The following is a 26,816-nucleotide window of genomic DNA, read 5'->3' on the forward strand; positions in this document are numbered from 1 at the left end:
ATGCAGCCCTGATGAGCGGTTCTGGAAATCGGCCGCCCGATACCCTAGATACGGAAATCGCGAAGGGGACTGCGGATGTCGAGCGGATTACTGGCCTATCTGGATTCGATCCGCGCCCGCGATCCCGCCCCGCATTCGCGCGCCGAAATCATGCTGTACCCCGGCGTCTGGGCGCTCGGCTATCACCGCATCGCGCACCGCCTGTACAAGGCGAAACTCTATTTCCTCGCGCGCTGCGTCAACCATTGGTCGCGTTTCGCGACCGCGATCGACATCCATCCGGGCGCGACGATCGGCCGCAATTTCTTCATCGACCACGGTTTCGTCGTGATCGGCGAGACCGCGGAGATCGGCGACGACGTCACGATCTACCAGTGTGTCACGCTCGGCGGCACCAGCCCCGACAACGGCGTTCAGGGCAAGCGCCACCCGACCATCTCCGATGGCGCGATCATCGGCTCGGGCGCGCAGGTGCTGGGCCCGATTACGCTCGGCAAGCGCTCGCGCGTCGGCGCCAACGCGGTCGTGACGCGCGACGTGCCGGCTGGCACGACGGTGGTCGGCATCCCAGCCCGCGCGACGACGATCGAGGGCGGCAACGCGCCCGAGGTGCCGCGTTTCGTGCCCTACGGTACGCCGTGCAGCGAGATGTTCGATCCCGCGACGCAGAAGATGGAGATCATGCGCTGCGAGCTGGAGACGATGCGCAAGCGGCTCGACGCGCTGCTCGCCGACGAGCATCCAGAGGACCGCCGCGACCGCGCATGATGGTGAGTAACTGATGGGCGTCGTACCTTTTCCCACACCGTCCAAGGCGACGCAGGTCGGCTTCGAACGCCTCGAACTGAACCGGATCCTGGACCTGTACGGTCGGATGGTCGCGGCGGGTCACTGGCGCGACTACGCGATCGATCTCGGCAAGGATGCCGCGGTCTTCGCCGCCTTTCGCCGCGCCGCCGAACGGCCGGAGTTCAGGATCGAGAAGCGCCCGTCGCTGCGTAACAAGCAGGGAATGTGGGCGCTGATCGGCGAGGGCGGCGCGGTGGTGAAGCGCGGGCATGAGCTAGGCCCGGTGCTGGCCCCGGTAGAGCGCCGTTTCATGAAGCTCGTCGAGGACTAGGCCGAACTTTGTGATCCTCCCCCGCCAGGGGGAGGTGGCAGGCGCTTGCCTGACGGAGGGGGAGGAAAGGGAAACCGCTGTTCCGTATCCTCCCCCTCCGTCGCTTCGCGCCACCTCTCCCTGGCGGGGGAGGATCGATTAGCCTGCCCACTCACAATGAGCGGACCGGCATTTCATAAGATCAAAGCCCCCACGACAGCCGGACATACCCGAACTGCCCCGGCACGTCATAGGTGCTCGGGTCGTAGTTCGGTCCGGTGCAGCTGTAGCAGGCCGGCGGGTCCTGGTTGAAGACGTTGTTCACGCCGATCGTCAGCCCCAGCCGGTTCTCCAGCCAGCCCGGCGACAGCGTAACCTGCACGTCGCCGTAGAAGGTGTTGTCGAGTGTCTTGCCGTCCGCTTCCTTCACGCTCTTGATGTAGCGGCCGGTGAACGAGGCGCGCGCCATGCCGATGTCCCAGTCGACGACCGCATTGCCCTTGAACTTCGGATAGGACTGCTCGGGCGAGCCACGCGTCGTACCCTGGTAATTGGTGGTGGTGAAGCCGACCGTCGCCGGGAAGCTTTCGGCGTATTTCAGCAGGATATTGCCGTTGAGCGACAGCCCGAACGTGCCCGCCGAGGTCTGCGGCGAGCGATAAACCGCGGTGACGTCGACGCCGCGGGTGCGGATGCCGCCGATGTTCTGCAACTGCGCGTTGATCCGCGAGATGATCCCGTTGGGCGTGCGGGAGATCGCCGCGCAACTGAGGGCGTCCGCCGCCTGCGAACAGCGGCTGAGCGTCAGCGTCGCGTCGGTCGCCGCGATCGCGTCGTCGACCTTGATGTCGTAGTAATTGCCCTCGATGCTCAGCTGGCTGGCGATCCCGCTGGTCCGTGCCCAGCTTGGCGCATACACCGCGCCGAACAGCCATGTCCGCGACGTCTCGGGCTTCAACGCCTCATTGCCGCCGGTCAGCACGCTCAGCTGTCCGCCATTCGGCTCCTGATAGCTGCCGTTCGCGGGCACGCCGTTGGCGATGCAGTTGGCGCGGACGGTCGCGGACGACTGGAACGGCGATCCCGCGACATTGGTGCAGGGGTCGTCGATCGCGGCATCCGACCGCGATGCCGCGCCGAACAATTCGCCGATGCTCGGTGCGCGGAAGCCCTGCGCATAGGAGGCGCGCAACAGCAGGTCGCTGAACGGCTTCCACAGGCCGCTGCCGGTATAGGTCGTGTTGCTGCCGCTGATCGAATAGTTCGAATGCCGCACCGCGCCGCCGATCTCGAGCGACTGGATGAGTGGCGTGTTGTGGATCAGCGGTACCCGCAACTCGGCATAGACTTCGTCCGAGTTGAAGTGCCCGCGTGCCGGTTGCGCCGGGATATCGGCGCCGAGCCCTGCGGTGATCAGCGGATCGGGCGTGAAGCTGCCATATTGGACGCGGTGCTCATAGCCCGCGGCGAGACCCACGGCGCCGGCGGGAAGGTCGAACAGGTCGCCCGAGATGTTGGCGGTATAGTCCTCCAGGCTCTGCGAACTGCGCGCACGCTCGTCGAATGCGATGAAGCCGAGCATCGCCGGCGTGACCGAGCCTGCGCCACCGAAGATGTTGAACGGTACGCATGCCCCGGTGCAGTTCGCGACCGGGCCTAGTGCCTGAGCGAGATTGGCCGCGTTGATGTTGCCCGTGAACAGCTGCTTGGCGTCGTTGAAGCCGAGGACCGCATTCACGTCCCAGTAGAATTTGTGGCTGCCGACGTTGAACGAGCCGTCCAGCGTCGCGGTCGCAGACATCGTGTCGACGGTCTGCGAATAGGTCCGCTGGCCAGCCTCGACGAGGCGACGACGCACCGTCGAATAGTTCGCCGGACCATTGCCTGCGCCGCCCGCCGACAGCGTGTAGCCGAACGGATTGAAGGGGTTGGTCGCATCGACCGAGATCGTGTCGAGCAAATTGCCGTTGCCAGCGTCCGGCCCGATCACGAGCGGCAGGAACGCCGCCTGATTCTGCGAGTTGCGTCGCGTGTAGTTCATCTTCACGCGCAGGTTCACGGTGTCGGTGAGTTCCTGCTTGGCGCTGACGAAGAAGCCGTAGCGCTCCGACGGGGTCAGGAAATAGTTGAACGGCGAGAAGTTGAAGCGGTCGGCGGAGGTGAACTCCTTGAAATCGCTGTTCGGGCCGGTCGGATTGGCGGCGTCGTAGCGTGGCCGCCCGAGGATAGGCGCCGACTTCAACGTCAGGTTCCGGCCACCGACCTGGAAGAATCCGTTGGGGGTAGCGCCCGAACAGCCACCAATGACGTCCGAGCAACTTGTCTGGCCGGGGTTGGGGAACTGCGAGATCCTACGATCGCGCGTGCTGACCGCCTCCTGCTTCACGTAGCTGCCGCCGAACACCACGCTCGTGCGCGGCGCCTGGATGCCGTAGCTGACGTTATAGTCCTGCGTATGGCCGTCGCCCTGCCGGAACGTGCCGAACTGCGCAGACGCCTTGAGGCCCTTTTGCTGCGACTTGGTGATGATGTTGACGACGCCGGCCAGCGCGTCGGAGCCATAGAGCGGCGACTGGCCCGACTGGAGGATTTCGATCCGCTCGATCGAGCCGACCTGGATCGTGTTGAGATCGACCGTCGAGGGAATGCCGCTTGCCGAGGCGCCGTTGACGAAGCGCAGGCCGTCGACCAGCACCAGCGTCCGCTTGGCGGTGAGATAACGCAGATCGATCTCGGCTGACCCTGCGCCAACGCCGCCACCGTCGGGCGGATTGCCGATGTTACCCGAATTGTTGACCTTCGAATTGAGCCCGCCGGCCGCGCTTGGCAGCCGCTGGAGGACGTCGGCGACCGACGAAAGCCCGGTGCGCTGGATCGACTGCGCATCGACCGTGACGACGGGGGAGGGCTGGTCGAGCGGACTGCGGCGAATGCGCGATCCGGTCACGACGATCTCATCTCCGCCAGCCTGGTCTACGGATGGGTCGGCAGCCTGCACGCCCTCCGCGGCCGGCGTCGTCACCGCTTGTGCGAATGCCGGCATCGCCGTGAGCATCGCCACCAATGCCAACCCGCTGGCGCCGGCATATTTGCTCGCGCCCGTGAACGTCTTGAACCCACGCTTCAACATTTTTCCCCTTGTCCGCGCCCCGGCAAACATCCGCTCACTTATCTTATGTGTGCGAATGATGGCTCAGAAGCGTAATGAAGCAAGGGGGGATTGCGCGATGCGACAATTTTGTTGCTAAATGTGTCCTGCGTGTTGCGCGCAGGACACGCCTGTACTCAGACCAGGACGGGCGCCGCGGCGCGATCCGCTTCACCGAATACGCGCAGATACCGTGCGATCTCCGTCGGTTCGCCCGTCGCCTTCGCCGGATTGTCGGACAGTTTTACCGCCGGGCGGCCATTGGCAGCGATCACCTTGCAGACCAGCGAGATCGGCTCCAGCGCCGCCGCGCCGTCGGGATCGCAGCCGCGGAAGTCGTTGGTCAGGTTGGTCCCCCAGCCAAAGCTCATCCGCACGCGGCCGTGGAAATGGCGATACGTCTGCTCGATCGTGTCGATGTCCATCCCGTCGGAGAAGATCAGCAGCTTGGTCTTGGGATCGACGCCCTGCTCCTCCCACCAGCGGATGATCTGCTCGCCGCCCGCGATCGGCGGCGCGCTGTCGGGACGGAAGCCGGTCCATTCCGCCAGCCAGTGCGGCGCATTGCGCAGGAACGCGGTCGTCCCGAACGCATCGGGGAGGGCGATCAGCAGATTGCCGTTATAATGTTGCCGCCAATGCTCGAGCACGCGGTACGGCGCTTCCGCAAGCTCGGCGTCGCTGTTCGCCAGCGCGGCGGTCACCATCGGCAGCTCGTGCGCGTTGGTCCCGATAGCCTCGAGGTCGGCGTCCATCGCCAGCAGCACGTTCGACGTACCGATAAAGCGGTCGCCGAGCCCTTCCTTCAGCGCCTCGACGCACCAGCGCTGCCACAGGAATCCGTGCCGGCGCCGCGTGCCGAAGTCCGACAGCACGAGGTCGGGCAGTTCGCGCAGCCGCTCGACCTTCTCCCACAGCTTGGCCTTGGCGCGCGCGTAGACGATGTCGAGCGCGAACCGGCCGCGATCACGCAGGGCCGCGCGCGACTTCAGTTCGTTGATGATCGTCAGTGCGGGAATTTCCCACATCGTCGTGTGGCTCCAGGGCCCTTCGAAATGCAGTTCGTACTGTCCGTCGACCTTGCGCAGGTCGTACGCCGGCAGCTGGAACTCGGCGAGCCAGGCGAGGAACTCGGGCCCGAACATCTTCTGCTTGCCGTAGAAGCTGTTGCCCGCGAGCCAGATCAGCTCCTTCTTCGCGAACCGCAGCGTCCGCGCATGATCGAGCTGCGCGCGCAGTTCGGCCTCGTCGACGATCTCCGCGAGCCGCACCGTCTTGGTGCGGTTGATGAGCGCAAAGGTGGCGCTGACGTCGGGATACGCCTGCCGGATCATCTGCAACATCAACAGCTTGTAGAAATCGGTATCGAGCAGGCTGCGGACGATCGGATCGAGCCGGAAATTGTGATTGTACGTCCGGGTGGCGATATCGGTCACGGCCATGCGCATGGGCTCCTGCGTTGCGTAGGGGCCGGGTGTCCGAGAAGACGCGTTTGTGTCAAGCAGCGGGCAAAGGAGATGGGCGATGGCGCGGTTCGTGGTCGTGGTGGATACGCAGTGGGATTTTATGGCGGGCGAGGGCGCGCTGAGCGTGGTAGGGGCCGACGCACTGGTCGCGCCGATGCAGGCGTGGCTGTCGGCTCTCACGCCTGACGAGGTTGTCGGCGTCCTGTTCACGTTCGACACGCATTTCGTCGAGACCTACGCCGCGTCGCCCGAGGCGCAGATGTTTCCGATCCACTGCGTGCGGGGGACGCGAGGGTGGGGCAACATGCTCGACGTCGCGCTGGTCGACCCGGCGATCCCTGCGTGGCGGATCGAGAAGGGGGTGTTCGACATGTGGGCCGAGCCGGGTCTGGTGATCGAGGATGCGCGGAATGCCGAACGGCCGACTATTGAGCGCGAGGCTTTCTTCGCGGCGTTGGCGGCAGGTGGCGTTACGGAGGTTACGGTAATCGGTGTCGCGGCGGATTACTGCGTCCGTTGGGCGGTCGATGGACTGCTCGCGCGGGGTTTCGCGGTGACTGTTCCGGCGGGACTCACGCGCGGGATCGAGCGGCAGATCGATGCGGTTGCGGCGGAAGATTTCGCGGGTAAGGCACTCTTCGTCTGACCTGACGTATCTTTGGACGCACGATCCTCCCCCGCCAGGGGGAGGTGGCACCGGAGGTGACGGAGGGGGAGGTAAGGGCGAACTGCTGCTTCGTGTCCTCCCCCTCCGTCTGACAAGTGTCAGCCACCTCCCCCTAGCGGGGGAGGATTAGCGAGGCCTTCACGCCATCGCCGCAAGCAACCGCCCGACATCCACCGTCGCGAACGAGGCGAAATTGTCCGCCACGCCGAACGGCAGCAACAGCGTGCGATCGTGGACGATTCCGCCGCAGCTATAGACGACGTTCGGCACATAACCGTCGCGTTCGGTCGGGCTTGGGACGATCAACGGATCGGTCATCCGCGCGAGCAATTTGGTCGGGTCGGCCTTGTCGAGCAGGCAGGCGACGATGCAGTAGTTGCGGACGCTGCCGACGCCGTGGGTCAGCACCAGCCAACCCTCGTCGATCTCGATCGGCGATCCGCAATTGCCCATCTGGATGAACTCCCACGGCCATTTCGGCTCGACGATCTTGGTGCCGCCGTCCCAGGTCAGCAGGTCGTCCGAGGTCAGGTACCAGATGTTCTCGTTGTCCTGCCGTCCGAGCATCGCATAGCGCCCGTCGATCTTGCGTGGGAATAGCGCCATGCCCTTGGTCGCCGAAACTGCGCCGCGCATCGGCTGCATCTCGAACGTCTTGAAGTCCTCGCCGCGGAGCAGTTCGCAGCGCGCTTCTGCGCCGCTGAACGCGGTATAGGTGCCGAGATACTGCACCTTGCCGGCGTCCTCGAACCGGACGAGCCGCAGGTCCTCGATCCCCTGATGCTGGCTCGGCAGGATCGGGAAGATTACCGTCTCCGACAATTCACGACTGCCACCGCATTCCAGTCGGGTGGGACCGCCATCGGTCGCACCCTGATCGGTCGGCGTGACGCGCGGCGGCACCGCGGTCTGGCTCGACGGGTCGACCGAGAAACCGTCGCCGGGCGACCAGCTTCCGGTGCGAAACGTCACCGACGAGACATGGCCTTCGCCGATCCCGCGCAGCGACAGGATGAAGCGCAGGCCGCCTTCGGGTGCCTTCGACTGGTCGGGATCGAGCACCATGCTCGGGTTGAACAGCGCGGCTGCCTCGAACGAATATTCGCCGCTGAGATAGGCGCCGATCAGCAGTTTCTGGTCGGTGTCGATCTCGCGCTGGTCCTTCAGCACCGCCATGATCTCGCTGAACCGGTGCAGGAGAAGCTCGTCGACATCGCGGTGGCGTTCGTCGAGCGACTCCATGACGCGACGACGCTCGGCGCGGAGTTCGTCGGGCGACAGCGACTGCACGCGATCGATCACGCGGGCGGCACGGGGGTGGCCATCGACGTTGAACGCGCCGGGATATTCGATGTTGAACGGCCGGATCACGGTCCGCGAAGGGTCGGGCCGCAACTGGATATTGGAAAAAGCGACGAGTTCGGCTTCGGCCATGGTCGGCTCCAAGTGACGCGCCGCCGTCGCGCCGGAACGGACGCCAGGACACCGCGGGGGGTACTTCGCACTGAACGCCGAAACCACCGCCATGGCTACATGAATTCAGTGTCACGCGCGGCTGCCGAAACACCGCGGAAAACTTCGCCTGTCACACCGCCAGCTCGATCATTCGACGACTGGTGCACGAAGGAAGCGGTATGCAGGCTCAACCATCACGACCCGGCAATTGTGCAATCGGCCGCCACATGCCGCGATCCCGGCACCGCGACGTGAAGGGTGAGCCGATCCAGCGTTCCGCCTGCCGGTGCTGCGGCGCGGCGATCGTCAAGTCCGCGGTCAGCCGCCGCTGGATCGTGTCGGGCCTGCTCGGCTGATTCGACCGCCGCCCTAAGCGTCAGGGGTCGCGACGTTCCGGAGGCGGGGCGGTCGGTTCGTCCGAGCCGTTCCGCCACGTCTCGCCGCCCGCGCGTGGGAGTTCGCCGTGGGTCAGCGCGCCGTCATGGTTACGGTCGAGCGCGGCGAAGCGCGTTGCCGCAGCCTTGGCAAACTCGCTCGCGTCGATACCGCGATTGAGGTTCGCGTCGGCTGCGATCACCGGCTCCGGCAGGTCGAAGAAGCTGTAGCGCGCGGCGCCGATGCGTTCGTGGACGGCGGCGGTGCTCTTCTTGTCGCCATTGCCGATTTGCATGCCCTGACCGCCGGACCCGCCGCCACCTCGTCGGCGTCCGCCACGGCCTCGCTCGCCACCTTCGGACGTTGGCCCACGGCCGCCGGACGCCACGCGGATCTCCGGAACCAGCACGTTCTCGTAATAGGCGATGTCGTCGGGATCGATCTCGCCGTCCTTGCCGCGATCGAGCACGGCGAAGAAGCGCGCGGCATCATGCTGGAATTCGGCCATCGTGATCCGCCCGTCGCCATTGGTATCCGCGCTCGCGAACCACAGATCCTGCGCCGCGCCCGGCTTCAGCGAAGCGCGGAACGGTTCGCCCATCGGGCTGATGAACAACTGGCCGCGGCCTCGCGCCGGACCGTGTCCGCCCTGAGGGTGCGGCGTCTGAGCCGAGCATCCGGCCAGCGCGGCGGCGATGCCGAGGTAAAGGATACGCATGCAATCTCCCGAAATGCCGTGATGTCCGTCTGACACGGCGATCGTTGCCGCGATGTTTCGGCTGCTCGCTTCAGCAGTTCAGATCGGCAACGTCACGCGCGCGAGCAACCCGACGCCAGGTCGGTTCTCGATCGTCGCATCGCCACCATGCGCGCGCGCCACCGCGCGGACGCTGGCAAGGCCAAGTCCGCTGCCGCCCGTGTCGCGATTGCGCGATTGCTCGGCGCGGAAGAATGGCTCGAACGCGCGGGCGAGATCAGCTGGCGCCATGCCCGGTCCCGAGTCGCACACCTCGACGATCGCCACGCCACCCTCGCAGCGCACCTCCACCTCGGCATGGCCGGCATATTTGACGGCGTTGCCGACCAGGTTCGCGATTAGCGCCTTCAACGACGGGGCATCGCCCTCTAGCGCGAGCGGGTCGCCCGGAAGCAACGCGACCGCATCGCCGCGATCGGCAAAATCATCCGCGACGCTTTCAGCGAGCGACCGTAGATCGAGCCGCTGGCGGCGGACATGCCGGGTCATGTCGCGGACGAACGCCATCGCCGAACCGATCCGCTCGCTCATCTCCTGAATGTCGCCCTCACTTGCCGCCCGGATATCGTCGGGCGCCTTTTCGAGCCGCAACGACAGCCGCATCAACGGCGTCCGCAGATCATGCGCAACCGCGGCGATCAGCGTGGTCCGATCCTCGACATAGCGGTTCAGGCGCTCCTGCATCAGGTTGAACGCGGTGGCCGCTTCGGCGATCTCGGGCGGGCCGACGATCGGCAGCGGTTCGGCGCGCGGATCGCGACCGAGACGCTCGGCGGCGGCGGCGAACAGCGCGATCGGCTTTACCACGCGCCGCGCCATCACCCAGGCCACCGCCGCCGCGACGACCATCGCGACAAGGAACCACAGCACGATCCGCATACGCCAGGGGCCGATCGTGGTGTGCGTCGGCCGGATCACGCGCCACCGGCCGCTCGGCGTCTCGATCGACACGACGAACGGGCCGAACAGCGCATTGTCGAACGATTGCGGCAGGTGCGCCGACCGTCCCATGCCGAGCGGCAGCGGTGGGCGCAGTGCGCCCGCGAACAGCGGCATCGCCGATCGCTCGGTCTCGACGGTCACCTTGGTCCGCGGCAGTCCTAGATCGGCGGCGATCGATTCGGCGAGCCGAGCGTCGCGGGGATTGTCGGTCGGGTGGGGTGGGCCGGTTGCAATCTCGACCTTGAGCTGACCGGTCGGGTCTCGCCCAGTCCGCGCGACGGCAGCGACCCGGTTGGCGGTAAAGATCTGCGGCCGCGGTGGCGGCATCAGCAACACGATCGCGAAGTTCAGGATCTGGACCAGGAACACGGTCGTCAGCCCCAGCACGAAGATGCGCAGGAACATCGGCCAGGATCGCTGAGGGTTACGCCGCATCGGCTGGTCGATCTTGGCGGCTGTGGCCTTCTGGTCGCGCATCACAGACGCACCACGCGGGGAACGAAGAAATAGCCTTCGTTGCGGATCGTCCGGATGATCTCGTCGTCGTGCGAGCGCAGCTTGCGGCGCAAGCGGCTGACCTGCACGTCGATCGCGCGGTCGAACGCATCGGTATCCGGCCCTCGTGCCGCTTCCAGCAACGCATCGCGCGCCAGCACGCGCCGTGGTCGCTCGACGAACGCGCGCAGTACCGCGAACTCGCCGTCGGTCAGGTCGATCAGCGTGCCGTCGGGATCAAACAGCTCGTGCGCCGCGAAATCGACTCGCCAGCCGAGGAACCCGAACGCGCGGCTGTCGCCCGCATCCTGCATCTCGCGTGCCCGCAACGCGGCACGAACGGTCGCCAGGATTTCGCGCGGGCTGCACGGCTTGGACAGATAATGGCTCGCACCGATCTCCAGCCCCAGGATTCGGTCGGGCTCGTCGCCGAGCGCACTCAACATTACCACCGGCGGTGCCCCCGTCCGCGCCAAGCGACGGCACACCGACAGCCCGTCCTCGCCGGGCATCATCACGTCGAGCAGGATCAGCGACACCGCACACCGCGCGAGCACGCCGTCCATCTCCTGCGCGTTGGTCGCGGTCTCGACCTGATAGCCGTGCGTGCCGAGGCTCTCCGCCAGGAGCGTGCGGATCATGTGATCGTCATCGACCACCAGCAGCACGGGTTTCGCAAGGTCGGGCACGGGACGTGGGATCATTCGCCGGTCCTGCCGCACGAGTGTGTTCGGCATATTTCAGAGGATGGTCGGACATGGGTCATTTTTCGGAGCGCCTGGTCGCAACGAAATCGATGAACGCGCGCAGTGGCGCCGGGAGATACCGCCGTCCCGAATAATAAAGGAACGGACCCGAGAAGCGCTGCCACCACGGCTCAAGCACGGGCACCAGCGCACCGCTGTCGAGATGCGGTCGCAGCCAATCCTCGAACAGGTGGATGATGCCGGTCCCCGCCAGCGCCGCATCGACCGCGAGATCGGTGGCCGCGCCGACGCGGACGATCAGCGGTCCGCCGGGCTCGACCTTGACGATCTCGCCATCGCGCTCGAACTCCCAGGGCATCATCGAGCCGCTGGAGAACTGGCCGCGGATACAGGCGTGGTCGAGCAGGTCGCGGGGATGCACGGGCGTGCCCCGGCGGGCGAGATAGTCGGGGGACGCCGCCGTCGCGAACCGTTGCTCGCGCGGACCGATCGGCACCGCGATCATGTCAAGTTCCAGTCGTTCGTCGTAGCGGATGCCGGCGTCGCACCCCGCCGCGAGCATGTCGACGAAGCTGTCCTCCGCGATCACCTCCAGCCGGATATCGGGATAGGCGGCAAGGAACGCCGGCACGATCGCGGGCAGGACCAGGCGCGCGGCGCTGACCGGCACGTTCAGCCGCAACGGTCCTGCCGGCAAGTCGCGATAGCCGTTGACGACGTCGAGCGCCGCCTCGACTTCCGCGAGCGCGGGGCCGAGCCGGTCGAGCAGGCGCGCACCGGCTTCGGTCGGCGCCACGCTCCGCGTCGTCCGGTTGAGCAACCGTACGCCGAGCCGCGCCTCCAGTCGGCGAACCGCTTCGCTCAGCCCCGACGCACTGCCACCGCTGATCCGTGCGCCGTCGCGAAATCCGCCCGCCCGCGCGACCGTTACGAACGCGGAGAGATCGCCTGCATCCACTGCCATTGTGCGTGCTCCCGTACAGCCCGTGCCGATACTGCCGCGTTATCGTAACAGCCAACGCCGCCCATATGAAGGTCACACTTCGAAAGGACCGGATCATGACCACGCACGGCATCACCACCACCGCCCCGCTCGCAGGCCGCACCGTCAACCGTCTCGGCTACGGCGCCATGCGACTCGCCGGCCCCGGCGTGTTCGGGCCGCCAAAGGATCCCGACGCGGCGATTGCGGTGCTTCGCGTGGCAATCGAGGCAGGCGTGAACCACATCGACACGAGCGACTTCTACGGCCCTCACGTCACCAATCGCCTGATCCGCGAGGCGCTGCACCCGTATCCGGACGACCTCGTGATCGTCACGAAGATCGGCGCGCGGCGGGGACCTGAAGGCTCATGGGATCCCGCTTTCTCGGCCGCGGACCTGACCAGCGCGGTCCACGATAATCTGCGCAATCTCGGGCTGGAAACGCTCGACATCGTCAATTTGCGTGCGATGTTCGATGCGCATGGACCCGCCGAGGGCTCGATCGCCGAGCCGCTCGCGACGCTCGTCGATCTCCAGCGCCAGGGTTTGGTTCGCCATATCGGTCTCAGCAACGTCACGCCGACGCAGGTCGCGGAAGGGCGCGCGATGGCGACGATCGCCTGCGTGCAGAACCAGTATAACCTCGCGCACCGCGACGACGATGCGCTGATCGACGATCTGGCGGAGGCGGGGATCGCGTATGTGCCGTTCTTCCCGCTCGGTGGGTTCTCGCCGTTGCAATCGACCGCGTTGTCGGACGTCGCGCGGGACCTGGACGCGACGCCGATGCAGGTCGCGCTCGCTTGGCTGTTGCAGCGTTCGCCTAACATCCTGCTCATCCCCGGCACGTCGTCGGTCGGTCATCTGCGCGAGAACCTTGCGGCGGGGGACATCGTGCTGCCAGCCGACGCGATCGCGACACTCGATCGGATCGGCACGGACGCTGCGCTCGACTAAGCATTTCCGTCCGATCGCGCGGACGGCTAACGGCAGCGTCATGGCCAAGAAACGCTACCTCACCGCGACGCTGCCCGACGGTTACGTGAAGACGATCGGCCCGACGTCGACGCCGTTCACGCATTACTGGCGGATCGTCGCGGTGCTGGCCAACGGCAAGACCGAGATCTTCTGGGGCCACACCAAGTCGCTGGTCGAAGCGAAGAAGAAGCGCAACGCACTTGCCGAGGCCGCGGCGCAACGCGGCTGGCAGCGCTACGACTTCGAGTTCGTCGAGCTGGTGGCCTCCGACGGCTGATACCGTCCGCCGTTCAGGCGGGCGGTAGTGCTTTCACCAGGTCGAGCACGCGCGCCGCCAGTTCCATCCGACAGATCAGCAGGTCGGGCAGATACGGATCGGCGCAATTATACACGAGCGGCGATCCGTCGACGCGGCTGACGTGGAGCCCGGCCGCCTGCGCGACCGCGATCGGTGCGCAATTGTCCCACTCATATTGCCCGCCGGTGTGGAGGTAGATGTCGGCCTGGCCGCGCACCACCGCCATCGCCTTCGCGCCCGCCGAGCCCATCGGCACGAGCGTCGCCCCCAACGTCTCGGCGACCGCCACCGCCTCGCGTGCCGGACGGCTGCGACTGACCAGCATGCGGAGCGGATCGCCCGCGGGTTCCAGCGGCTTCGGTGAACCCGATGTCAGCGTGATCCCGAGTCCCGGCAGCGCCACGGCGCCCACGACGGCGACGCCGTCGATGGCAAGCGCGACGTGCACCGCCCAGTCGGTCCGCCCTTCGCCATATTCGCGCGTGCCGTCGAGCGGATCGACGATCCAGGCGCGGCGCACCGAACAGCGATCGCCCGTGTCCTTCTCTTCCTCGGACAGGATCGCGTCGTCGGGCCGCGCGGCGCGCAGCATCCGCATGAGGAAGGTATTGGCCTGCTCGTCGCCCGCCTTGCCGAGATCCTTGCCGGTCAGCCCGCTGCTTTTCTGCAGCGCGAGCAAGATCTCGCCCGCCTCGGTGGCAAGGCGTTCGGCAAGACGGACGTCGCTTTCAATGACGGTCACTTGAGCGGCATGATCTGGCGGACGATGAACGCGGCGGCTTCGGCCGGCGTCATCTCGACCGTGTTGACGCGAATCTCTGCGTTGAGCGGCGCCTCGTAAGGGCTGTCGATCCCGGTAAAGTTCTTCAAATCGCCCGCCCGTGCTTTCTTGTAGAGGCCCTTCACGTCGCGACCTTCCGCCACATCGAGCGGCGTGTCGACGAAGATCTCGATGAATTCGCCCGCTGGCAGCATCGCGCGCACCATGTCGCGCTCGGCGCGGAACGGCGAGATGAACGCGGTGAGCACGATCAGCCCGGCGTCCGCCATCAGCTTGGCGACCTCGCCGACGCGGCGGATATTCTCGATCCGGTCGGCCTCGGTGAAGCCCAGATCCTTGTTCAGCCCGTGGCGGATGTTGTCGCCGTCGAGCAGGAAGGTATGCCGGTTCATCAGGTTGAGCTGCTTCTCGACCTCGTTGGCGATCGTCGACTTGCCCGCGCCCGACAGCCCGGTGAACCACAGCACCGCCTGTTTCTGGTTCTTCAGCCCGGCATGCGCCTCGCGGCCGATGTCCGTCGCCTGCCAATGGACGTTCTGCGAGCGGCGCAAGCTAAAATGAATCATCCCCGCCGCGACGGTCGCATTGGTGATCTTGTCGATCAGGATGAACCCGCCGAGCACCTTGTTCGGTGCCGCGCCGTCCTGCGCGTAGGCCTCGAACACGATCGCGCGGTCCGTCGTAATCTCCGCGACGCCGATCGCGTTCAGCTCGAGCGTCTTGGTCGCGAGCCGCTCCATGGTGTTGACGTTGACCTGATATTTCGGCTCTCGCACCGTCGCCGACACCATCTGGGTGCCAAGCTTCAGCCAATAGGAGCGGCCGACGATCAGCGGCTCGTCGTCCATCCAGACGATCGTCGTCTCGAACTGGTCGGCAGTCTCGGGTGGCGCATCCGACGCGGCGATGACGTTGCCGCGCGAGCAGTCGATCTCGTCGGCGAACGACAGCGTGACCGACTGCCCCGCGACCGCCTCGTCGAGATCGCCGTCGAGCGTCGTGATCCGGCTGATCGTCGACGTCTTGCCGCCGGGCAGCACGCGGATCGCGTCGCCCGGCTTGACCGTACCGGCGGCGATCTGGCCGGAGAAGCCGCGGAAATCGAGGTTGGGGCGGTTGACCCATTGCACGCTCATCCGGAACGGCTTGGCCTGGTCGTCGTCGACATCGACATCCACGGCTTCGAGATGCTCCATCAGCGTCGGGCCGGAATACCAGGCCATGGTGTTGGACGCGATCGAGATGTTGTCGCCCTTGAAGCCCGAGATCGGCATCGGCGTGAACGCGGTGATGCCGATGCTTTTTGCGAACGCCGAATACTCCGCGACGATCTCTTCATAGCGCGCCTGATCGTAGCCGATCAGGTCCATCTTGTTGACCGCGAGCACGAGGTTGCGGATGCCGATCAGGTGCGCGAGATAGCTGTGGCGCTTGGTCTGCGTCAGCACGCCCTTGCGCGCATCGACCAGGATCACGGCGAGATCGGCGGTCGAGGCGCCGGTCACCATGTTGCGGGTATATTGCTCATGACCCGGCGTATCCGCGACGATGAACTTGCGTTTTTCGGTCGAGAAGAAGCGATAGGCGACGTCGATCGTGATGCCCTGTTCGCGCTCGGCGGCGAGCCCGTCGACCAGCAGCGCGAAGTCGATCTCGCCACCTTGCGTGCCAACCCGCTTGCTGTCTGCTTCGAGCGCCGCAAGCTGATCCTCGAAGATCATCTTCGAATCATACAGCAGCCGGCCGATCAGCGTCGACTTGCCATCATCGACCGAACCGCAGGTAATGAAGCGCAGCATCGTCTTGTTGCGATGCTGGTCGAGATACGCGTCGATATCCTCGGCGATCAACGCGTCGGTCTGGTAGGCGGAGGTTTGCACTGTGGTGGCCATCTCTTACCTCGTCATTCCCGCGAAGGCGGGAATCCATAAGCGCAACGTTTCGGTTACGTGGGTCCGGAGTTTCTGGATCCCCGCCTGCGCGGGGATGACGACAAAAAGCGAACGAGGCCGCATCAGAAATACCCCTCTTGCTTCTTCTTCTCCATGCCAGCGCCGCCGGCATCCTTGTCGATCGCGCGACCCTGGCGCTCGCTGGTGGTGGTCAACAGCGTTTCCTGGATGATCTCGGACAGCGTCGACGCCGTGCTCTCGACCGCGCCGGTCAGCGGATAGCAGCCGAGCGTACGGAAACGGATCGAGCGGTCGATCGGGACCTCGCCGGGTTCGAGGCGGAAGCGATCGTCGTCGACCATTAGCAGCATGCCGTCGCGCTCGACCGTGGGGCGTACGCCAGCATAGTAGAGCGGCACGATCGGCACGTCGTTGAGCTGGATATATTGCCAGACGTCGAGTTCGGTCCAGTTCGAGATCGGGAACACGCGGATGCTCTCGCCCTTCGATTTCCGCGCGTTATAGAGGTTCCACAATTCGGGGCGCTGGTTCTTCGGATCCCAGCCATGCGTCGCGGTGCGGAACGAGATGATGCGTTCCTTCGCGCGCGATTTTTCCTCGTCACGCCGCGCGCCACCGAATGCCGCGTCGAACCCGTGAAGGTTGAGCGCCTGCTTCAAGCCCTCCGTCTTCCACATGTCGGTGTGAAGTGCACCGTGATCGAACGGATTGATCCCACGCTCGGCGGCTTCGGGGTTCTGGTAGACGAGCAACTCCATCCCGCTCTCGGCCGCCATCCGGTCGCGCAACTTGTACATTTCCTGGAATTTCCAGGTCGTATCGACGTGCAGCAGCGGGAAGGGCGGGGGCGAGGGGTAGAAGGCCTTGCGCGCGAGGTGCAGCATCACGGCCGAATCCTTGCCGACCGAATACAGCATCACCGGCTTGTCGGCCTCGGCGACGACTTCGCGCAGGATGTGGATCGCCTCCGCCTCGAGCCGTTCCAGATGGGTGAGTGTCTTCGCCATAATGTGTCTCCGCGGCGCCGTTTGCCCGGCGCAGGGCGGTGTCGGCAATCAATGCATTCTTCGGTCGGGGAACGCTTCGCTATCTCATGCCGCAATGACGGCGCCGCGCACCATGCACGATTTCGCGGCGAACCCTGCGCCGCAGTTGCCCGCCCGCGATCGACGCCGTACGCAACGCACCTGTTTCGATCCGTCTGGGACCATGCCGCCATGTCCGTTGCATCGTTGAAAATGCGTTCCTGGCTGTTCGCGCCGGGGGACAGCGAACGCAAGATGATCAAGGCGGTCGAAGGCAGCGCCGACATCGTCCTGTTCGACCTCGAAGACGCGGTGACGACCGAGAACAAGCCACTCGCGCGCCAGACCGCCCACGACGTGCTGACCGCAAATGTCGCACACCGCGCGCGGATGTGGGTCCGGGTCAATCCGCTCGACGGACCATATACGCTGACCGATCTCGCCGCGATCATGCCCGCGCGGCCGGGTGGTATCATGCTGCCGAAAGTTACGGGTCGGCAGGATGTCGAGCGGCTCGATCATTACCTGTCCGCGTTCGAGGCGGCGAACGGCATCGCGATCGGGTCGACCCCGGTGATCGTACTGATCACCGAGACGGCGGAAGCGATGTTCCACACCGGCGACTATAAGGGCGCGCCTCGGGTGGTCGCACTGACCTGGGGCGCGGAGGACCTGGCGGATTCGATCGGCGCGAGCGCGAACTGCAATCCGGATGGCAGCTATCGCTTCACCTATGAACTGGCGCGGTCGATGTGCCTGCTGGGTGCTGCGGCGGCGGGGGTCACCGCGATCGAGACGATCCAGGGGGACTTCCGCGACCTCGACACGCTGAAGACGCGCGCCGAGCAGGTCCGGCGTGACGGTTACCGCGGGATGCTTGCGATCCACCCGGCGCAGGTCGACGTGATCAACGCCGCCTTCACGCCGACCGAGGCGGAGATCGCCGAGGCGCAGGCGATCGTCGATCTGTTCGCGGCCAATCCCGGCGTCGGTACGATCGGCTACAAGGGCGGCATGCTCGACCGACCGTATCTGTCGCGCGCGGAGCATCTGTTGCGGCAAGTCGGCCGCGCGTGATCGGGGCGTCCTAGCCGACGCCCCATTCCGCCAGCAGCGCCGTGCCATCGGAACTGGGGGCGATTCGGCCCGGCGTGCGGGACAGGCGCGGGGCAGGGGCTGCCTGCCAGATGCCGTCGACGACGACGCCGCGATCCGCCATGTGGCGGTGCGTCGGCACCTCGTCGAGTTCGAGCACGGGCGCAAAGCACGTGTCGGTGCCTTCGAGCGCGGCGCACCACTCGTCCCGTGATCTGGTCACGAATACGGCGGCAAATCGTCGCGCGGTTTCGGGCCAGCGCTCGACGACCATCTGCTCCGCCGCGAGGTCGTCGGGTAGCCCCAGCCGATCGAGCAGCTCGGCATAGAATTTCGGCTCGATCGCGCCGACCGAGACGTACCGCCCATCGGCGCAGGTGTAACAGCGGTAGAACGGCGCCGCGCCGCCGAGCAGGTCACGGTCGCGGTCCATCGACATCACCCCGGCCGGGACCATTCCCGCGAACAGCGCCATCATCGACGAAACCCCGTCGACGATCGCTGCATCGACGACTTGGCCCAGTCCCGATCGTGCGCGTTCGAGCAGCGCCGCAAGGATACCGGTGACGAGATACAGCGACCCGCCCCCGAAATCGCCGATCAGGTTGAGCGGCGGCGGCGGCGGTGTTCCCGGCGGGCCGATCGCTGCCAGGGCGCCGCTGAGTGCGATGTAATTGAGGTCGTGGCCCGCCACCTGTGCGAGCGGTCCGGTCTGTCCCCACCCGGTCATTCGCCCGTAGACAAGCCGCGGGTTGCGCTTGAGCATCACGTCCGGGCCGAGGCCGAGCCGCTCCATTACCCCCGGTCGAAGCCCTTCGATCACGACATCGGCGCGGTCCGTGATCGCAAGCGCCCGGTCTCGTCCCTCCGGCGTTCGGATATCCAGCGCAAGCCGCGCACGACCACGGTCCAGCACGGGATTGCGAAAACCGCCGCCGAGCCGCTCAATCCGCAGTACCTCCGCACCGAGATCCGACAACAGCATCGCCGCATGCGGGCCCGGCCCGATGCTGGCGAACTCGACGACCCGCAGGCCCGCCAGCGCCGTCATGCGCCGATACTCGTCATTGCCATGCGATCCGATATCCGCGCTGTTCGACCGCAAAGTGCGACCGATGCCGAACCGGAGTCAAGAAAGCGTCGGCGAGTCCAGCGGCACCATGTCCTTCAGCATGATGGCGGGGTCGGCGAGGATGGCCCGGTCGATGATCGCACCGGTTTCCACCAGCTTGCGGCCCTGGACGTAATCCTTGACCGCTCCCACGCAGTCGAGCGCGATGACGCGGCCGTCGCGCAGGTACACGACCGAGAATTTACGCGTCGCCGGATCGCCGCGCAGGACCGTGTCGTCATAGCCGATCGACAGTCCGACGGTCTGCAGCTTCAGGTCATACTGGTTCGACCAGAACCACGGCACCGCGTCATACACCGCTGGCTGGCCGACGATGTCCTTCGCCACGACGGTCGCCTGGTCGTTCGCGTTCTGCACCGATTCGACGCGCACTGCCGCCCCACCGGCAAACCGGTTGGCGTGCAACGCGCAGTCGCCGATCGCATACACGTCCGGCACGCTCGTCCGGCATGCACCATAGACGGCGACGCCGTTGCCGCCCGCCGCACCAGCGTCGATCAGGGGTGCGACTTCGGGAAGGATGCCGATGCCGACGATCACCATGTCGGCGGCGATGACGGTGCCGTCCCCCAGCCGGACCCCGGTGACGCGGTCATCGCCCAGAATGCAGTCGACCGACTGCCCCAGCCGCACGTCGACGCCGTGCTCGCGGTGCTCCGCCTCGAAGAACCGCGACAGGTCTTCGCCCGCGACACGCGCAAGCACCCGGTCCAAGGCCTCGAGCAGGATGACCGACTTACCGAACTTGCGCAGCACCGCGGCGGCTTCGAGCCCGATATACCCGCCGCCGATCACGACCGCGGTCCCGACATCCGGCAGTTCGGCGATCATCCGGTCGGCGTCGGCGCGGTCGCGCACGGTGTGGACGCCGGTGAGATGATGGCCAGCGCAGGCCAGCCGTCTCGGCGTCCCGCCTGTCGCCCAGACCAGCCGCCCGTAGCCGATCGTCGTACCGTCCTCGGTCGTTGCGCTGTGGCCGACCGGATCGACCGATACGATGCGCGATCCCAGCCGCAGATCGATGCGCTGCTCGGTCCAGAACGCCGCCTGTCGGATCAGGATACGGCCGAAGACCTTCTCGCCCGACAGATATTCTTTCGACAAGGGCGGTCGTTCATAGGGAAGCTCCGCCTCCTTGCCGACGATCAGGATCGATCCCTCGAAGCCGGTCTTGCGCAACGCGATCGCACACGCCGCTCCGCCGTGCCCGCCGCCGACGATGACGACATCGGCGAACACCGTCGCGTCCCGTCGCGCATCGCCTGTCATGCTGTCCATTTCGCTACCCTCGTCCATCTAGTGCCCGGTCGAGTAGCACGCCGATCCGCCCTCGTGGTGCGCATTCCTAGGGGCGATGTCGGAGGACCTCAACTGCGGCCGCAGACCCGTGAGTGCGGCGAACACCGCCACTTGCGCGAAGTTAACGTAAAGCGCGCGCGGTGTGTATTAGGTTTCGTGGCCGGGCTCTGCGTTCGGACGGGGGATTGCCGAAGTGATTGCGGACGGAACTGCTGAAATACCCAAGGCGCACGCGTGGGACCCGGACCATCTGCGGCTCGCAGTCAGCGCGGCGGGCGTTGCCCTGTGGGCATGGAACGTCGACACCGACGCCTTCACGATGGACGAGCGCGGCTTCGAGCTTTGGGGCCTCCCGTGGCGCGCCGAAGTCACGTTCGAGGAATTGTCGGCGCATATCCATCCGTCAGACCGCGACCGCGTCCGCTCCGCCTTCGCCGCCACCCGCGCGGTGCTTGGCAGCTACGAGACCGACTTCCGGATCATGATCGGCGAGGAGGTCCGCTGGATTTCGGCGCGCGGGCAGGGCGAGGATGTCGGGATCGTCGGACGGACGATGTTCGGCATCTTCCTCGACGTCACCGGCCGCAAGCAGGCGGAGGAGGGCAACGAACTGCTCGCCGGCGAGATGAGCCACCGCGTCAAGAACCTGCTGGCGATCGCGAGCGGCCTGACCGCGATAACTTCGCGCACCGCACCCAATACGCAGGACATGGCACGCGAACTGACCGAGCGGTTGAGCGCGCTGGGGCGGGCGCACGATCTCGTCCGTCCGTTGCCGGGCGGGCAGGGCGACGCGGCGTTGCTGGGCGACCTGCTCTCGGTGTTGCTTGCACCTTATGACGACATGGGCGCCTTCAAGGGCCGCATCCGCGTCGCGGTCGAGCGCATGGGCGTCGGCGAGAATGCCGCGACCGGACTGGGGCTGATCATCCACGAACTTGCGACCAACTCGATGAAATACGGCGCGTTGTCCGCACCGACCGGAACGCTCGACCTGTCCAGCACGGCGACCGACGACGAAGTGATCCTGACCTGGCTCGAACGCGGCGGCCCGGAAGTCGAAAGCCCGAATGCCGGAGAAGGCTTCGGCAGCAAGCTCGTCCGCCGTACCGTTGCCGGGCAGCTTGGGGGCTCGATCGCCTATGAATGGTCGACGGGCGGGGTGATCATCACGCTGACGATGCAGCGGGATCGGCTTTCGTCCTGATCGGGCTCGCGCTCGGCCGGGTTAGTAGGTTGGCACCTGATTCGGGTGCAGGAATACTGCGGAAACATCCGCGGTCCGATGGGTTATGTCTCTGGGCAATATGAGTTTCGGGTCGAACGGACGCCGAACCCCTTTGCCCGTGCGACCCTATCGTTTTCACAAGCGCGGAGCAGTGCGGGATATTCCCGTCCGCTTCATCGTTTGAAGCCCCATCATCCACGTATCGAAGGAGATCATTCATGAACACCGACACCCTCAGCGGCGCAGCAACCGACGTCAGCGGCAAGGTCAAGGAAACCCTTGGCGGCGCGATCGGCGACAAGTCGTTGCAGAGCGAAGGCGCAGCGGATCAGCTGACCGGTACCGTCCAGAAGACGGTCGGCCAGGCCAAGGACGTCGTCGAAGAGAATATCCGTCCGCTGGTCGACTATGTCCGCCAGTTCTCGAAGGAGCGTCCGTTCACCGCCGCAGCGGTTGCCGGTGTACTGGGTATCGCCCTGATCAACACGCTCCGCGGCAAGTAAGCCTCGGCGTGTCGCGGCGGGGGCGCATGATCGCTCCCGCCGCTATACCGCTGTTTGAATTACCGAAGACGTACGACACCAAGCGCACGCATTCGTTGCGCTACTGATAAAAAAGCTGTGGATGGTCGATCGAACATCCGACGACCTCATAGCGAACTACGCAACACCAACGCGCTGCAAGTGCGGACCGTGATCCACGGTCGCACTGCCGAAAAACTGTGTCGATCGGACGTCGGAGAGGAGCCCCGCATGACGGATCATACGGATTACGAAACCGATTACGATTCCAACCTCGTCGTGGGACACCGCGAGCAGCGATCCGACGACGACTGGGACAAGGTCTGGAATACCGACGATCGCAACCGCGATACGATCCGCAAGATCGAGTTCGGGCTGGCGGTCATCGCCGCGGGCGTAGCACTCGTCATGGTCCGCGGCGGATGGCTGCGGATGACCGCTCGACCGAACCATGTCGTGCCGTCCGCTGCCGATATTCATGTCCGGATGCCACCGCCGCGTTAAAGCCGGACGCCTCAAATAACGCCCGAATAAAAGAACGACTGCCAGCACCCGGACTGGCAGTCGTCATTCCCCTTACGCAGCAGAGCGTTCCGCCTGCTTGTCTTCGAGACGATCGCCGCTGCGATCGTTCGCCGCAGCGCCGGTGATCTCGATCCGGCGCGGCTTCATCGCCTCGGGGATTTCGCGCTTCAGCGCGATACGCAGCAGGCCGTTGTCGAAGCTCGCATTCTGGACCTGCACGAAGTCGGCAAGCTGGAAGCGGCGCTCGAACGCACGGGTCGCGATCCCGCGGTGGACGAAGCGGCCATCGTCGCGTTCGTCGGGCTTGCGCCCGCTGACCGTCAACTGGTTGTTCTGCGCGACGATCTCGATGTCGTCGGGGCGAAACCCGGCAACGGCGAGCGTGATCTGATAGCTGTCCTCGCTCTCGCGTTCGATATCGAACGGCGGGTAGCCATCGGCCGTTTCGGTCCGCGCGGTCGCTTCCAGTAAGTCGAACAGCCGGTCGAAACCGACCGTGGAACGGCGGAAAGGCGTAAAGTCGAAGTTCGTCCTCATATCCAAATCCTCCTCATGAGCAATCTGAGCACGAGGAGCACCGGTAAAGCCGGTGCCCTCAGTCGCCGGACCGATCGACGCGTCCGGCGAGCGGGGAAATAATTTCGCGTCCGAAGGCGTCAAGATTTCCGAACGAAATTTTTTGCACCGGTCGCGAGCGGCGGCGATCCGTTACTTGATGCGCTTCCACGACTGCGTCTTGCAGCCGAACCCGGCGAACATGCAGCCTTCGCCGACCAGCGTGCGGGCATCGATCTGCGTGATCGTGCCGGACACGGTCTGGCCGACATCGGGAATGAAGACCTCGCCGCTCCATCGCCCAGGCTCGTCCTCGACGAAATCGCGGAACAGTTCCTCGCCGACGAGCTGGTCGACGCCGCCGCGCTGCGCGTCCTCGATCGCAGTGCGGCTCGCCCACACGACTTTTCCACAGATCGCATCGCGACAGCGCTTGAAGGTCACGTGGACGGTGTTGTGCGGGTTGGCCCAGATCCCGGCGGGCGGCGGGGTCCGTGCCGCGGCGGGCGCGGCGACTAGCGAGAGTGTCAGGATTGCGGCCGAATATTTGAAAAGCATGTCATCCTCTCGAATTCCCTACCGGATCGAACGTGCCAAACCTCGCTTCGAGCCCTGTCGAAAAGGTAAAACCGAAATTTCGATTGCCACCTATGCGGCTGATTTGGCTCAGTATCCAATGGTCGGCGTTGCGATGATTTGGTCGCTACCCTAGATACCGTGATTGGTGATCATCGACGAGTAGACTGTTTTGACTGATATCATCGACAGCGCCGTCGAAAGCGCCCCGAAAATGACGGCGGATGCCGAGCGGATCGCGGCCGAGCTGATCGCGCAGGACGTCGGCACCGATCCGTTCGTCGCGGCCGTGCGGGCTACGCGGATGCCGATGATCATCACCAATCCCCGGTTGCCCGACAATCCGGTCGTTTTCACCAACGACGCGTTCTGCCGGTTGAGCGGGTATAGCCGGGCGGAGATCCTCGGCCGTAATTGTCGGTTCCTGCAGGGGGCGGAGACCGATCCCGCGACGGTCTTCAAGATTCGCGAGGCGGTGCGGCAGGTCCGGCCGATCGAGATCGACATCCAGAACCACCGCAAGGACGGCGAGCTGTTCTGGAACCGCCTGTTGCTGGCGCCCGTGTTCGATACCGAAGGCGTGCTCGCCTATTTCTTCGCCAGCCAGGTCGATGTGACGCTCGAGCGCGAACGGCTGCAAGGCTTGGAATCGAGCAATGCCGCGCTTCTGGCCGAGCTGACCGACCGGTTGCGGATGCAGCAGGAGCAGGAGCGCGAGCTGGCCTTCACGCTGAAGGCTGCGCGCTTCGGAACCTGGAGCCTGGAGATCGCCAGCAAGCAGCTGACTGCCTCCGATACATGCAAGGAAATATTCGGCCGCCCCAGTCACGAGCCTTTCACCTACGAGGATCGGCTCGAGGCGATCCATCCCGAGGATAGGGCGAAAAGCGTTGCCGAAGTCCGTCGCTGCGTCGCGGAGGGCACCGACTATGACGTGGTCTACCGCATCTATCGGCGCGATGGAGAACTGCGCTGGGTCGCCTCGCGCGGCCAGCCCTTCTTCAACACCAAGGGCGAGGCGTTGCGGATCGCCGGCGTCTCGACCGACATCACCGACCAGCGTCGCAGCGAGATCATGCGCGCGGCGCTCGTCGAACTGGGCGACGTGTTTCGCGATACGGACGAACCGGATGATATCTCCTTCGCGGCTGCGCGGATCATCGGCCAAACGGTCGGGGCGGATCGGGCGGGCTATGGCGAGATCGACGCCGACACGCTCACGATCATGCGCGACTGGCGTGCGCCGCGTGTCGCGCCCCTTTTCGGTAGCTTCGATCTACGCAGCTTCGGAACGTACATCGACGATCTCAAAAACGGCGACGAGGTGTGCATCGAGGACACGCATAACGATCCGCGGACGCGGTCGTCGGTCGATGCACTCGAGGCGGTGTCCGTTCGCGCGATCGTCAACATACCGATCATGGAGAATGGTCGGCTGGTTGCAATGCTCTATCTTGGCAGCGGCCGTGCACGGCAATGGCGCGCGGACGAGGTGGCGTTCGTTCGTGAAGTTGCCGAGCGCACCCGGATCGCGACCGAACGGCGTCGCACGGAACAGGAGCTCGCGGCTCTCGCGGCGTCGCTCGAACAGCAGGTCGCGGCGCGGACCGGCGAGCTCCAGCATGCCGAAGACGCGTTGCGCCAGTCGCAGAAAATGGAGGCGGTCGGCCAACTTACCGGCGGCGTCGCGCATGATTTCAACAATTTGCTGACGGTCATTCGCTCGGCGACCGACCTGCTGAAGCGTCCGGACCTCAGCGCGGAACGGCGCGAGCGCTATATAGACGCGATCTCCGACACCGCCGATCGTGCCGCGAAACTCACGGGGCAGCTGCTCGCCTTCGCGCGGCGGCAGGCGCTCCAGCCCGAGGTGATCGACGTCGGGCATAGCCTGCGCGTCATCGCCGATATGCTGGGCACGCTGACGGGCTCGCGGATCGTCATCGACATCGACGTACCCGAGACGCCGCTGTTCACCAACGTCGATCCGAGCCAGCTCGATACCGCACTCGTGAACATGGCGGTCAACGCGCGTGACGCGATGGACGGCGCGGGGCATATCCTGATCGCGGTGCGGCCCGCATCGTTCATCCCCGCCGTTCGCTCGCACCCGGCCGTGCCTGGGCGCTATGTCGCGATCTCGATGACCGACAGCGGCACCGGCATCGAACCCGAGAAACTGGAGCGGATCTTCGAGCCGTTCTTCACGACCAAGGGCGTCGGGCAGGGCACCGGCCTGGGGCTTAGCCAGGTGTTCGGGTTCGCCAAACAGTCCGAGGGCGACATCGTCGTCGAAAGCCCGCCCGGCGAGGGCGCGACCTTCACTTTGTACCTGCCGCAGGTCGACGAGAGCGACCGTCCGGTCGAGGACGACACCGTCCAGACGCTGGCCGACGGTCATGGAACGTGCGTGCTGGTCGTCGAGGACAACAGGGAAGTCGGGACGTTCACGACGCAGTCGCTGGCCGAGCTTGGCTATGTGACGGTTTGGGCGGCCAATGCGCAGGAGGCTCTGGCGGAGCTGGGCAAGGATGCCTCGCGCTTCGACATTGTGTTCTCGGACGTGGTGATGCCGGGGATGAACGGCATCGAGCTCGGCAAGGCGATCCGCGCCGACCATCCGAACCTGCCGGTCGTGCTGACGTCGGGATACAGCAACATCCTCGCGCAGGATGGTACGCACGGGTTCGAACTGCTCCACAAGCCGTATTCGGTCGAGCAATTGTCTCGCGTACTGCGCAAGGCGGCGGGCTGGGGCGGCGCCGACAGGAGTTCGGACGGCTCGTCGGAATAAA

At 65.5% G+C, this 26,816-nt stretch carries 25 protein-coding genes; 11 read left to right on the top strand and 14 right to left on the bottom strand.

Going from position 1 to position 26,816, the window contains the following annotated elements:
* Window positions 1–75 precede the first annotated feature (75 nt).
* The gene (gene epsC / locus C8J25_RS07930) at window positions 76–768 is read left to right on the top strand and encodes a serine O-acetyltransferase EpsC (protein ID WP_107953881.1); all 693 of its coding nucleotides are present in this window, start codon (window positions 76–78) and stop codon (window positions 766–768) included.
* A 13-nt stretch (window positions 769–781) separates the two neighbouring features.
* Complete coding sequence (locus tag C8J25_RS07935) at window positions 782–1,120, top strand: DUF2794 domain-containing protein (protein WP_107953883.1); 339 nt, start codon at window positions 782–784, stop codon at window positions 1,118–1,120.
* 181 nt (window positions 1,121–1,301) lie between these two features.
* Here C8J25_RS07935 and C8J25_RS07940 read toward each other — a convergent pair whose 3' ends face one another.
* Both C8J25_RS07940 and pncB read right to left on the bottom strand, forming a co-directional pair.
* Window positions 1,302–4,229: a TonB-dependent receptor plug domain-containing protein gene (locus C8J25_RS07940; RefSeq protein ID WP_107953885.1), complete on the bottom strand. Its 2,928-nt coding sequence runs from the start codon at window positions 4,227–4,229 to the stop codon at window positions 1,302–1,304.
* Between the two features lie 155 nt (window positions 4,230–4,384).
* The gene (pncB, locus tag C8J25_RS07945) at window positions 4,385–5,689 is read right to left on the bottom strand and encodes a nicotinate phosphoribosyltransferase (protein WP_107954016.1); all 1,305 of its coding nucleotides are present in this window, start codon (window positions 5,687–5,689) and stop codon (window positions 4,385–4,387) included.
* Between the two features lie 82 nt (window positions 5,690–5,771).
* Between pncB and C8J25_RS07950 the strand changes: the two genes are divergently transcribed.
* Window positions 5,772–6,359, top strand: a complete 588-nt coding sequence (locus C8J25_RS07950) for an isochorismatase family protein (RefSeq protein ID WP_107953887.1) — start codon at window positions 5,772–5,774, stop codon at window positions 6,357–6,359.
* A gap of 159 nt (window positions 6,360–6,518) precedes the next feature.
* On the opposite strand, the gene C8J25_RS07955 is transcribed toward C8J25_RS07950, so the two are convergent.
* A complete protein-coding gene (locus C8J25_RS07955) occupies window positions 6,519–7,814 on the bottom strand; it encodes a glycoside hydrolase family 130 protein (protein ID WP_107953889.1) in 1,296 nt (431 codons plus the stop codon).
* 248 nt (window positions 7,815–8,062) lie between these two features.
* Here C8J25_RS07955 and C8J25_RS21300 point away from each other — a divergent pair, with 248 nt between their 5' ends.
* On the top strand, window positions 8,063–8,191 hold the full coding sequence (locus C8J25_RS21300) for a hypothetical protein (protein ID WP_279628743.1): 129 nt from the start codon (window positions 8,063–8,065) through the stop codon (window positions 8,189–8,191).
* 20 nt (window positions 8,192–8,211) lie between these two features.
* Here the strand turns inward: C8J25_RS21300 and C8J25_RS07960 are convergent, their stop codons facing one another.
* From C8J25_RS07960 to C8J25_RS07975, 4 genes are all read right to left on the bottom strand, one after another.
* Window positions 8,212–8,928, bottom strand: coding sequence for an EF-hand domain-containing protein (locus C8J25_RS07960; protein WP_107953891.1), 717 nt, complete (start codon window positions 8,926–8,928; stop codon window positions 8,212–8,214).
* Between the two features lie 78 nt (window positions 8,929–9,006).
* Window positions 9,007–10,386, bottom strand: a complete 1,380-nt coding sequence (locus C8J25_RS07965) for a sensor histidine kinase (protein ID WP_244186885.1) — start codon at window positions 10,384–10,386, stop codon at window positions 9,007–9,009.
* The gene (locus C8J25_RS07970) at window positions 10,386–11,108 is read right to left on the bottom strand and encodes a response regulator (RefSeq protein ID WP_208622551.1); all 723 of its coding nucleotides are present in this window, start codon (window positions 11,106–11,108) and stop codon (window positions 10,386–10,388) included. The genes C8J25_RS07965 and C8J25_RS07970 overlap by 1 nt, the downstream gene beginning before the upstream one ends.
* Window positions 11,109–11,166: 58 nt before the next feature.
* Window positions 11,167–12,075 (bottom strand): LysR family transcriptional regulator, encoded by a 909-nt coding sequence (locus tag C8J25_RS07975; protein ID WP_107953894.1) that lies wholly within the window; start codon window positions 12,073–12,075, stop codon window positions 11,167–11,169.
* Window positions 12,076–12,170: 95 nt separating this feature from the next.
* Between C8J25_RS07975 and C8J25_RS07980 the strand changes: the two genes are divergently transcribed.
* Window positions 12,171–13,052, top strand: coding sequence for an aldo/keto reductase family oxidoreductase (locus tag C8J25_RS07980; protein ID WP_107954018.1), 882 nt, complete (start codon window positions 12,171–12,173; stop codon window positions 13,050–13,052).
* A 40-nt stretch (window positions 13,053–13,092) separates the two neighbouring features.
* Window positions 13,093–13,350, top strand: a complete 258-nt coding sequence (locus C8J25_RS07985) for a hypothetical protein (RefSeq protein ID WP_107953897.1) — start codon at window positions 13,093–13,095, stop codon at window positions 13,348–13,350.
* A gap of 13 nt (window positions 13,351–13,363) precedes the next feature.
* Here the strand turns inward: C8J25_RS07985 and C8J25_RS07990 are convergent, their stop codons facing one another.
* The 3 genes from C8J25_RS07990 to cysD form a co-directional block, all read right to left on the bottom strand.
* Complete coding sequence (locus tag C8J25_RS07990; protein ID WP_107953899.1) at window positions 13,364–14,113, bottom strand: 3'(2'),5'-bisphosphate nucleotidase CysQ; 750 nt, start codon at window positions 14,111–14,113, stop codon at window positions 13,364–13,366.
* Complete coding sequence (cysN, locus tag C8J25_RS07995; RefSeq protein WP_107953901.1) at window positions 14,110–16,044, bottom strand: sulfate adenylyltransferase subunit CysN; 1,935 nt, start codon at window positions 16,042–16,044, stop codon at window positions 14,110–14,112. Before cysN ends, C8J25_RS07990 begins: the two co-directional genes overlap by 4 nt.
* A 122-nt stretch (window positions 16,045–16,166) precedes the next feature.
* Window positions 16,167–17,072 (bottom strand): sulfate adenylyltransferase subunit CysD, encoded by a 906-nt coding sequence (gene cysD, locus C8J25_RS08000; RefSeq protein WP_107953903.1) that lies wholly within the window; start codon window positions 17,070–17,072, stop codon window positions 16,167–16,169.
* Between the two features lie 231 nt (window positions 17,073–17,303).
* Here cysD and C8J25_RS08005 point away from each other — a divergent pair, with 231 nt between their 5' ends.
* A complete protein-coding gene (locus tag C8J25_RS08005) occupies window positions 17,304–18,167 on the top strand; it encodes an HpcH/HpaI aldolase/citrate lyase family protein (protein WP_244186900.1) in 864 nt (287 codons plus the stop codon).
* Window positions 18,168–18,177: 10 nt separating this feature from the next.
* Here C8J25_RS08005 and C8J25_RS08010 read toward each other — a convergent pair whose 3' ends face one another.
* Both C8J25_RS08010 and C8J25_RS08015 read right to left on the bottom strand, forming a co-directional pair.
* On the bottom strand, window positions 18,178–19,236 hold the full coding sequence (locus C8J25_RS08010) for a CaiB/BaiF CoA transferase family protein (protein ID WP_107954019.1): 1,059 nt from the start codon (window positions 19,234–19,236) through the stop codon (window positions 18,178–18,180).
* 78 nt (window positions 19,237–19,314) lie between these two features.
* Window positions 19,315–20,595: an NAD(P)/FAD-dependent oxidoreductase gene (locus C8J25_RS08015; RefSeq protein ID WP_244186886.1), complete on the bottom strand. Its 1,281-nt coding sequence runs from the start codon at window positions 20,593–20,595 to the stop codon at window positions 19,315–19,317.
* Window positions 20,596–20,809: 214 nt separating this feature from the next.
* On the opposite strand from C8J25_RS08015, the gene C8J25_RS08020 reads away from it, so the two are divergent.
* From C8J25_RS08020 to C8J25_RS08030, 3 genes are all read left to right on the top strand, one after another.
* Window positions 20,810–21,823, top strand: coding sequence for a sensor histidine kinase (locus C8J25_RS08020; protein ID WP_208622552.1), 1,014 nt, complete (start codon window positions 20,810–20,812; stop codon window positions 21,821–21,823).
* 239 nt (window positions 21,824–22,062) lie between these two features.
* Entirely contained in the window at window positions 22,063–22,347 is a 285-nt protein-coding gene (locus tag C8J25_RS08025) for a CsbD family protein (protein WP_056057800.1), read from the top strand.
* A gap of 249 nt (window positions 22,348–22,596) precedes the next feature.
* Entirely contained in the window at window positions 22,597–22,869 is a 273-nt protein-coding gene (locus C8J25_RS08030) for a hypothetical protein (protein ID WP_107953907.1), read from the top strand.
* A 72-nt stretch (window positions 22,870–22,941) separates the two neighbouring features.
* Here the strand turns inward: C8J25_RS08030 and C8J25_RS08035 are convergent, their stop codons facing one another.
* The gene (locus tag C8J25_RS08035) at window positions 22,942–23,427 is read right to left on the bottom strand and encodes an Hsp20 family protein (RefSeq protein ID WP_107953909.1); all 486 of its coding nucleotides are present in this window, start codon (window positions 23,425–23,427) and stop codon (window positions 22,942–22,944) included.
* Window positions 23,428–23,598: 171 nt separating this feature from the next.
* On the bottom strand, window positions 23,599–24,003 hold the full coding sequence (locus tag C8J25_RS08040; protein ID WP_107953911.1) for a DUF2147 domain-containing protein: 405 nt from the start codon (window positions 24,001–24,003) through the stop codon (window positions 23,599–23,601).
* 190 nt (window positions 24,004–24,193) lie between these two features.
* Between C8J25_RS08040 and C8J25_RS08045 the strand changes: the two genes are divergently transcribed.
* Window positions 24,194–26,815 carry a PAS domain-containing protein gene (locus tag C8J25_RS08045; RefSeq protein WP_244186888.1) on the top strand — a complete coding sequence of 874 codons (2,622 nt, stop codon included), beginning with the start codon at window positions 24,194–24,196 and terminating at the stop codon, window positions 26,813–26,815.
* Window position 26,816: the final 1 nt, after the last annotated feature.

This window comes from Sphingomonas faeni (assembly GCF_003053745.1).
GTDB classification, from domain to species: Bacteria; Pseudomonadota; Alphaproteobacteria; order Sphingomonadales; family Sphingomonadaceae; genus Sphingomonas; species Sphingomonas faeni.

Excerpts from the sequence above, each read along its gene's own strand:
- epsC (WP_107953881.1), top strand. The coding sequence starts at position 76 with ATGTCGAGCGGATTACTGGCCTATCTGGATTCGATCCGCGCCCGCGAT.
- C8J25_RS07935 (WP_107953883.1), top strand. The coding sequence starts at position 782 with ATGGGCGTCGTACCTTTTCCCACACCGTCCAAGGCGACGCAGGTCGGC.
- C8J25_RS07940 (WP_107953885.1), bottom strand. The coding sequence starts at position 4,229 with ATGTTGAAGCGTGGGTTCAAGACGTTCACGGGCGCGAGCAAATATGCC.
- pncB (WP_107954016.1), bottom strand. The coding sequence starts at position 5,689 with ATGGCCGTGACCGATATCGCCACCCGGACGTACAATCACAATTTCCGG.
- C8J25_RS07950 (WP_107953887.1), top strand. The coding sequence starts at position 5,772 with ATGGCGCGGTTCGTGGTCGTGGTGGATACGCAGTGGGATTTTATGGCG.
- C8J25_RS07955 (WP_107953889.1), bottom strand. The coding sequence starts at position 7,814 with ATGGCCGAAGCCGAACTCGTCGCTTTTTCCAATATCCAGTTGCGGCCC.
- C8J25_RS21300 (WP_279628743.1), top strand. The coding sequence starts at position 8,063 with ATGCCGCGATCCCGGCACCGCGACGTGAAGGGTGAGCCGATCCAGCGT.
- C8J25_RS07960 (WP_107953891.1), bottom strand. The coding sequence starts at position 8,928 with ATGCGTATCCTTTACCTCGGCATCGCCGCCGCGCTGGCCGGATGCTCG.
- C8J25_RS07965 (WP_244186885.1), bottom strand. The coding sequence starts at position 10,386 with ATGCGCGACCAGAAGGCCACAGCCGCCAAGATCGACCAGCCGATGCGG.
- C8J25_RS07970 (WP_208622551.1), bottom strand. The coding sequence starts at position 11,108 with ATGATCCCACGTCCCGTGCCCGACCTTGCGAAACCCGTGCTGCTGGTG.
- C8J25_RS07975 (WP_107953894.1), bottom strand. The coding sequence starts at position 12,075 with ATGGCAGTGGATGCAGGCGATCTCTCCGCGTTCGTAACGGTCGCGCGG.
- C8J25_RS07980 (WP_107954018.1), top strand. The coding sequence starts at position 12,171 with ATGACCACGCACGGCATCACCACCACCGCCCCGCTCGCAGGCCGCACC.
- C8J25_RS07985 (WP_107953897.1), top strand. The coding sequence starts at position 13,093 with ATGGCCAAGAAACGCTACCTCACCGCGACGCTGCCCGACGGTTACGTG.
- cysN (WP_107953901.1), bottom strand. The coding sequence starts at position 16,044 with ATGGCCACCACAGTGCAAACCTCCGCCTACCAGACCGACGCGTTGATC.
- cysD (WP_107953903.1), bottom strand. The coding sequence starts at position 17,072 with ATGGCGAAGACACTCACCCATCTGGAACGGCTCGAGGCGGAGGCGATC.
- C8J25_RS08005 (WP_244186900.1), top strand. The coding sequence starts at position 17,304 with ATGCGTTCCTGGCTGTTCGCGCCGGGGGACAGCGAACGCAAGATGATC.
- C8J25_RS08010 (WP_107954019.1), bottom strand. The coding sequence starts at position 19,236 with ATGACGGCGCTGGCGGGCCTGCGGGTCGTCGAGTTCGCCAGCATCGGG.
- C8J25_RS08015 (WP_244186886.1), bottom strand. The coding sequence starts at position 20,595 with ATGGACAGCATGACAGGCGATGCGCGACGGGACGCGACGGTGTTCGCC.
- C8J25_RS08025 (WP_056057800.1), top strand. The coding sequence starts at position 22,063 with ATGAACACCGACACCCTCAGCGGCGCAGCAACCGACGTCAGCGGCAAG.
- C8J25_RS08030 (WP_107953907.1), top strand. The coding sequence starts at position 22,597 with ATGACGGATCATACGGATTACGAAACCGATTACGATTCCAACCTCGTC.
- C8J25_RS08035 (WP_107953909.1), bottom strand. The coding sequence starts at position 23,427 with ATGAGGACGAACTTCGACTTTACGCCTTTCCGCCGTTCCACGGTCGGT.
- C8J25_RS08040 (WP_107953911.1), bottom strand. The coding sequence starts at position 24,003 with ATGCTTTTCAAATATTCGGCCGCAATCCTGACACTCTCGCTAGTCGCC.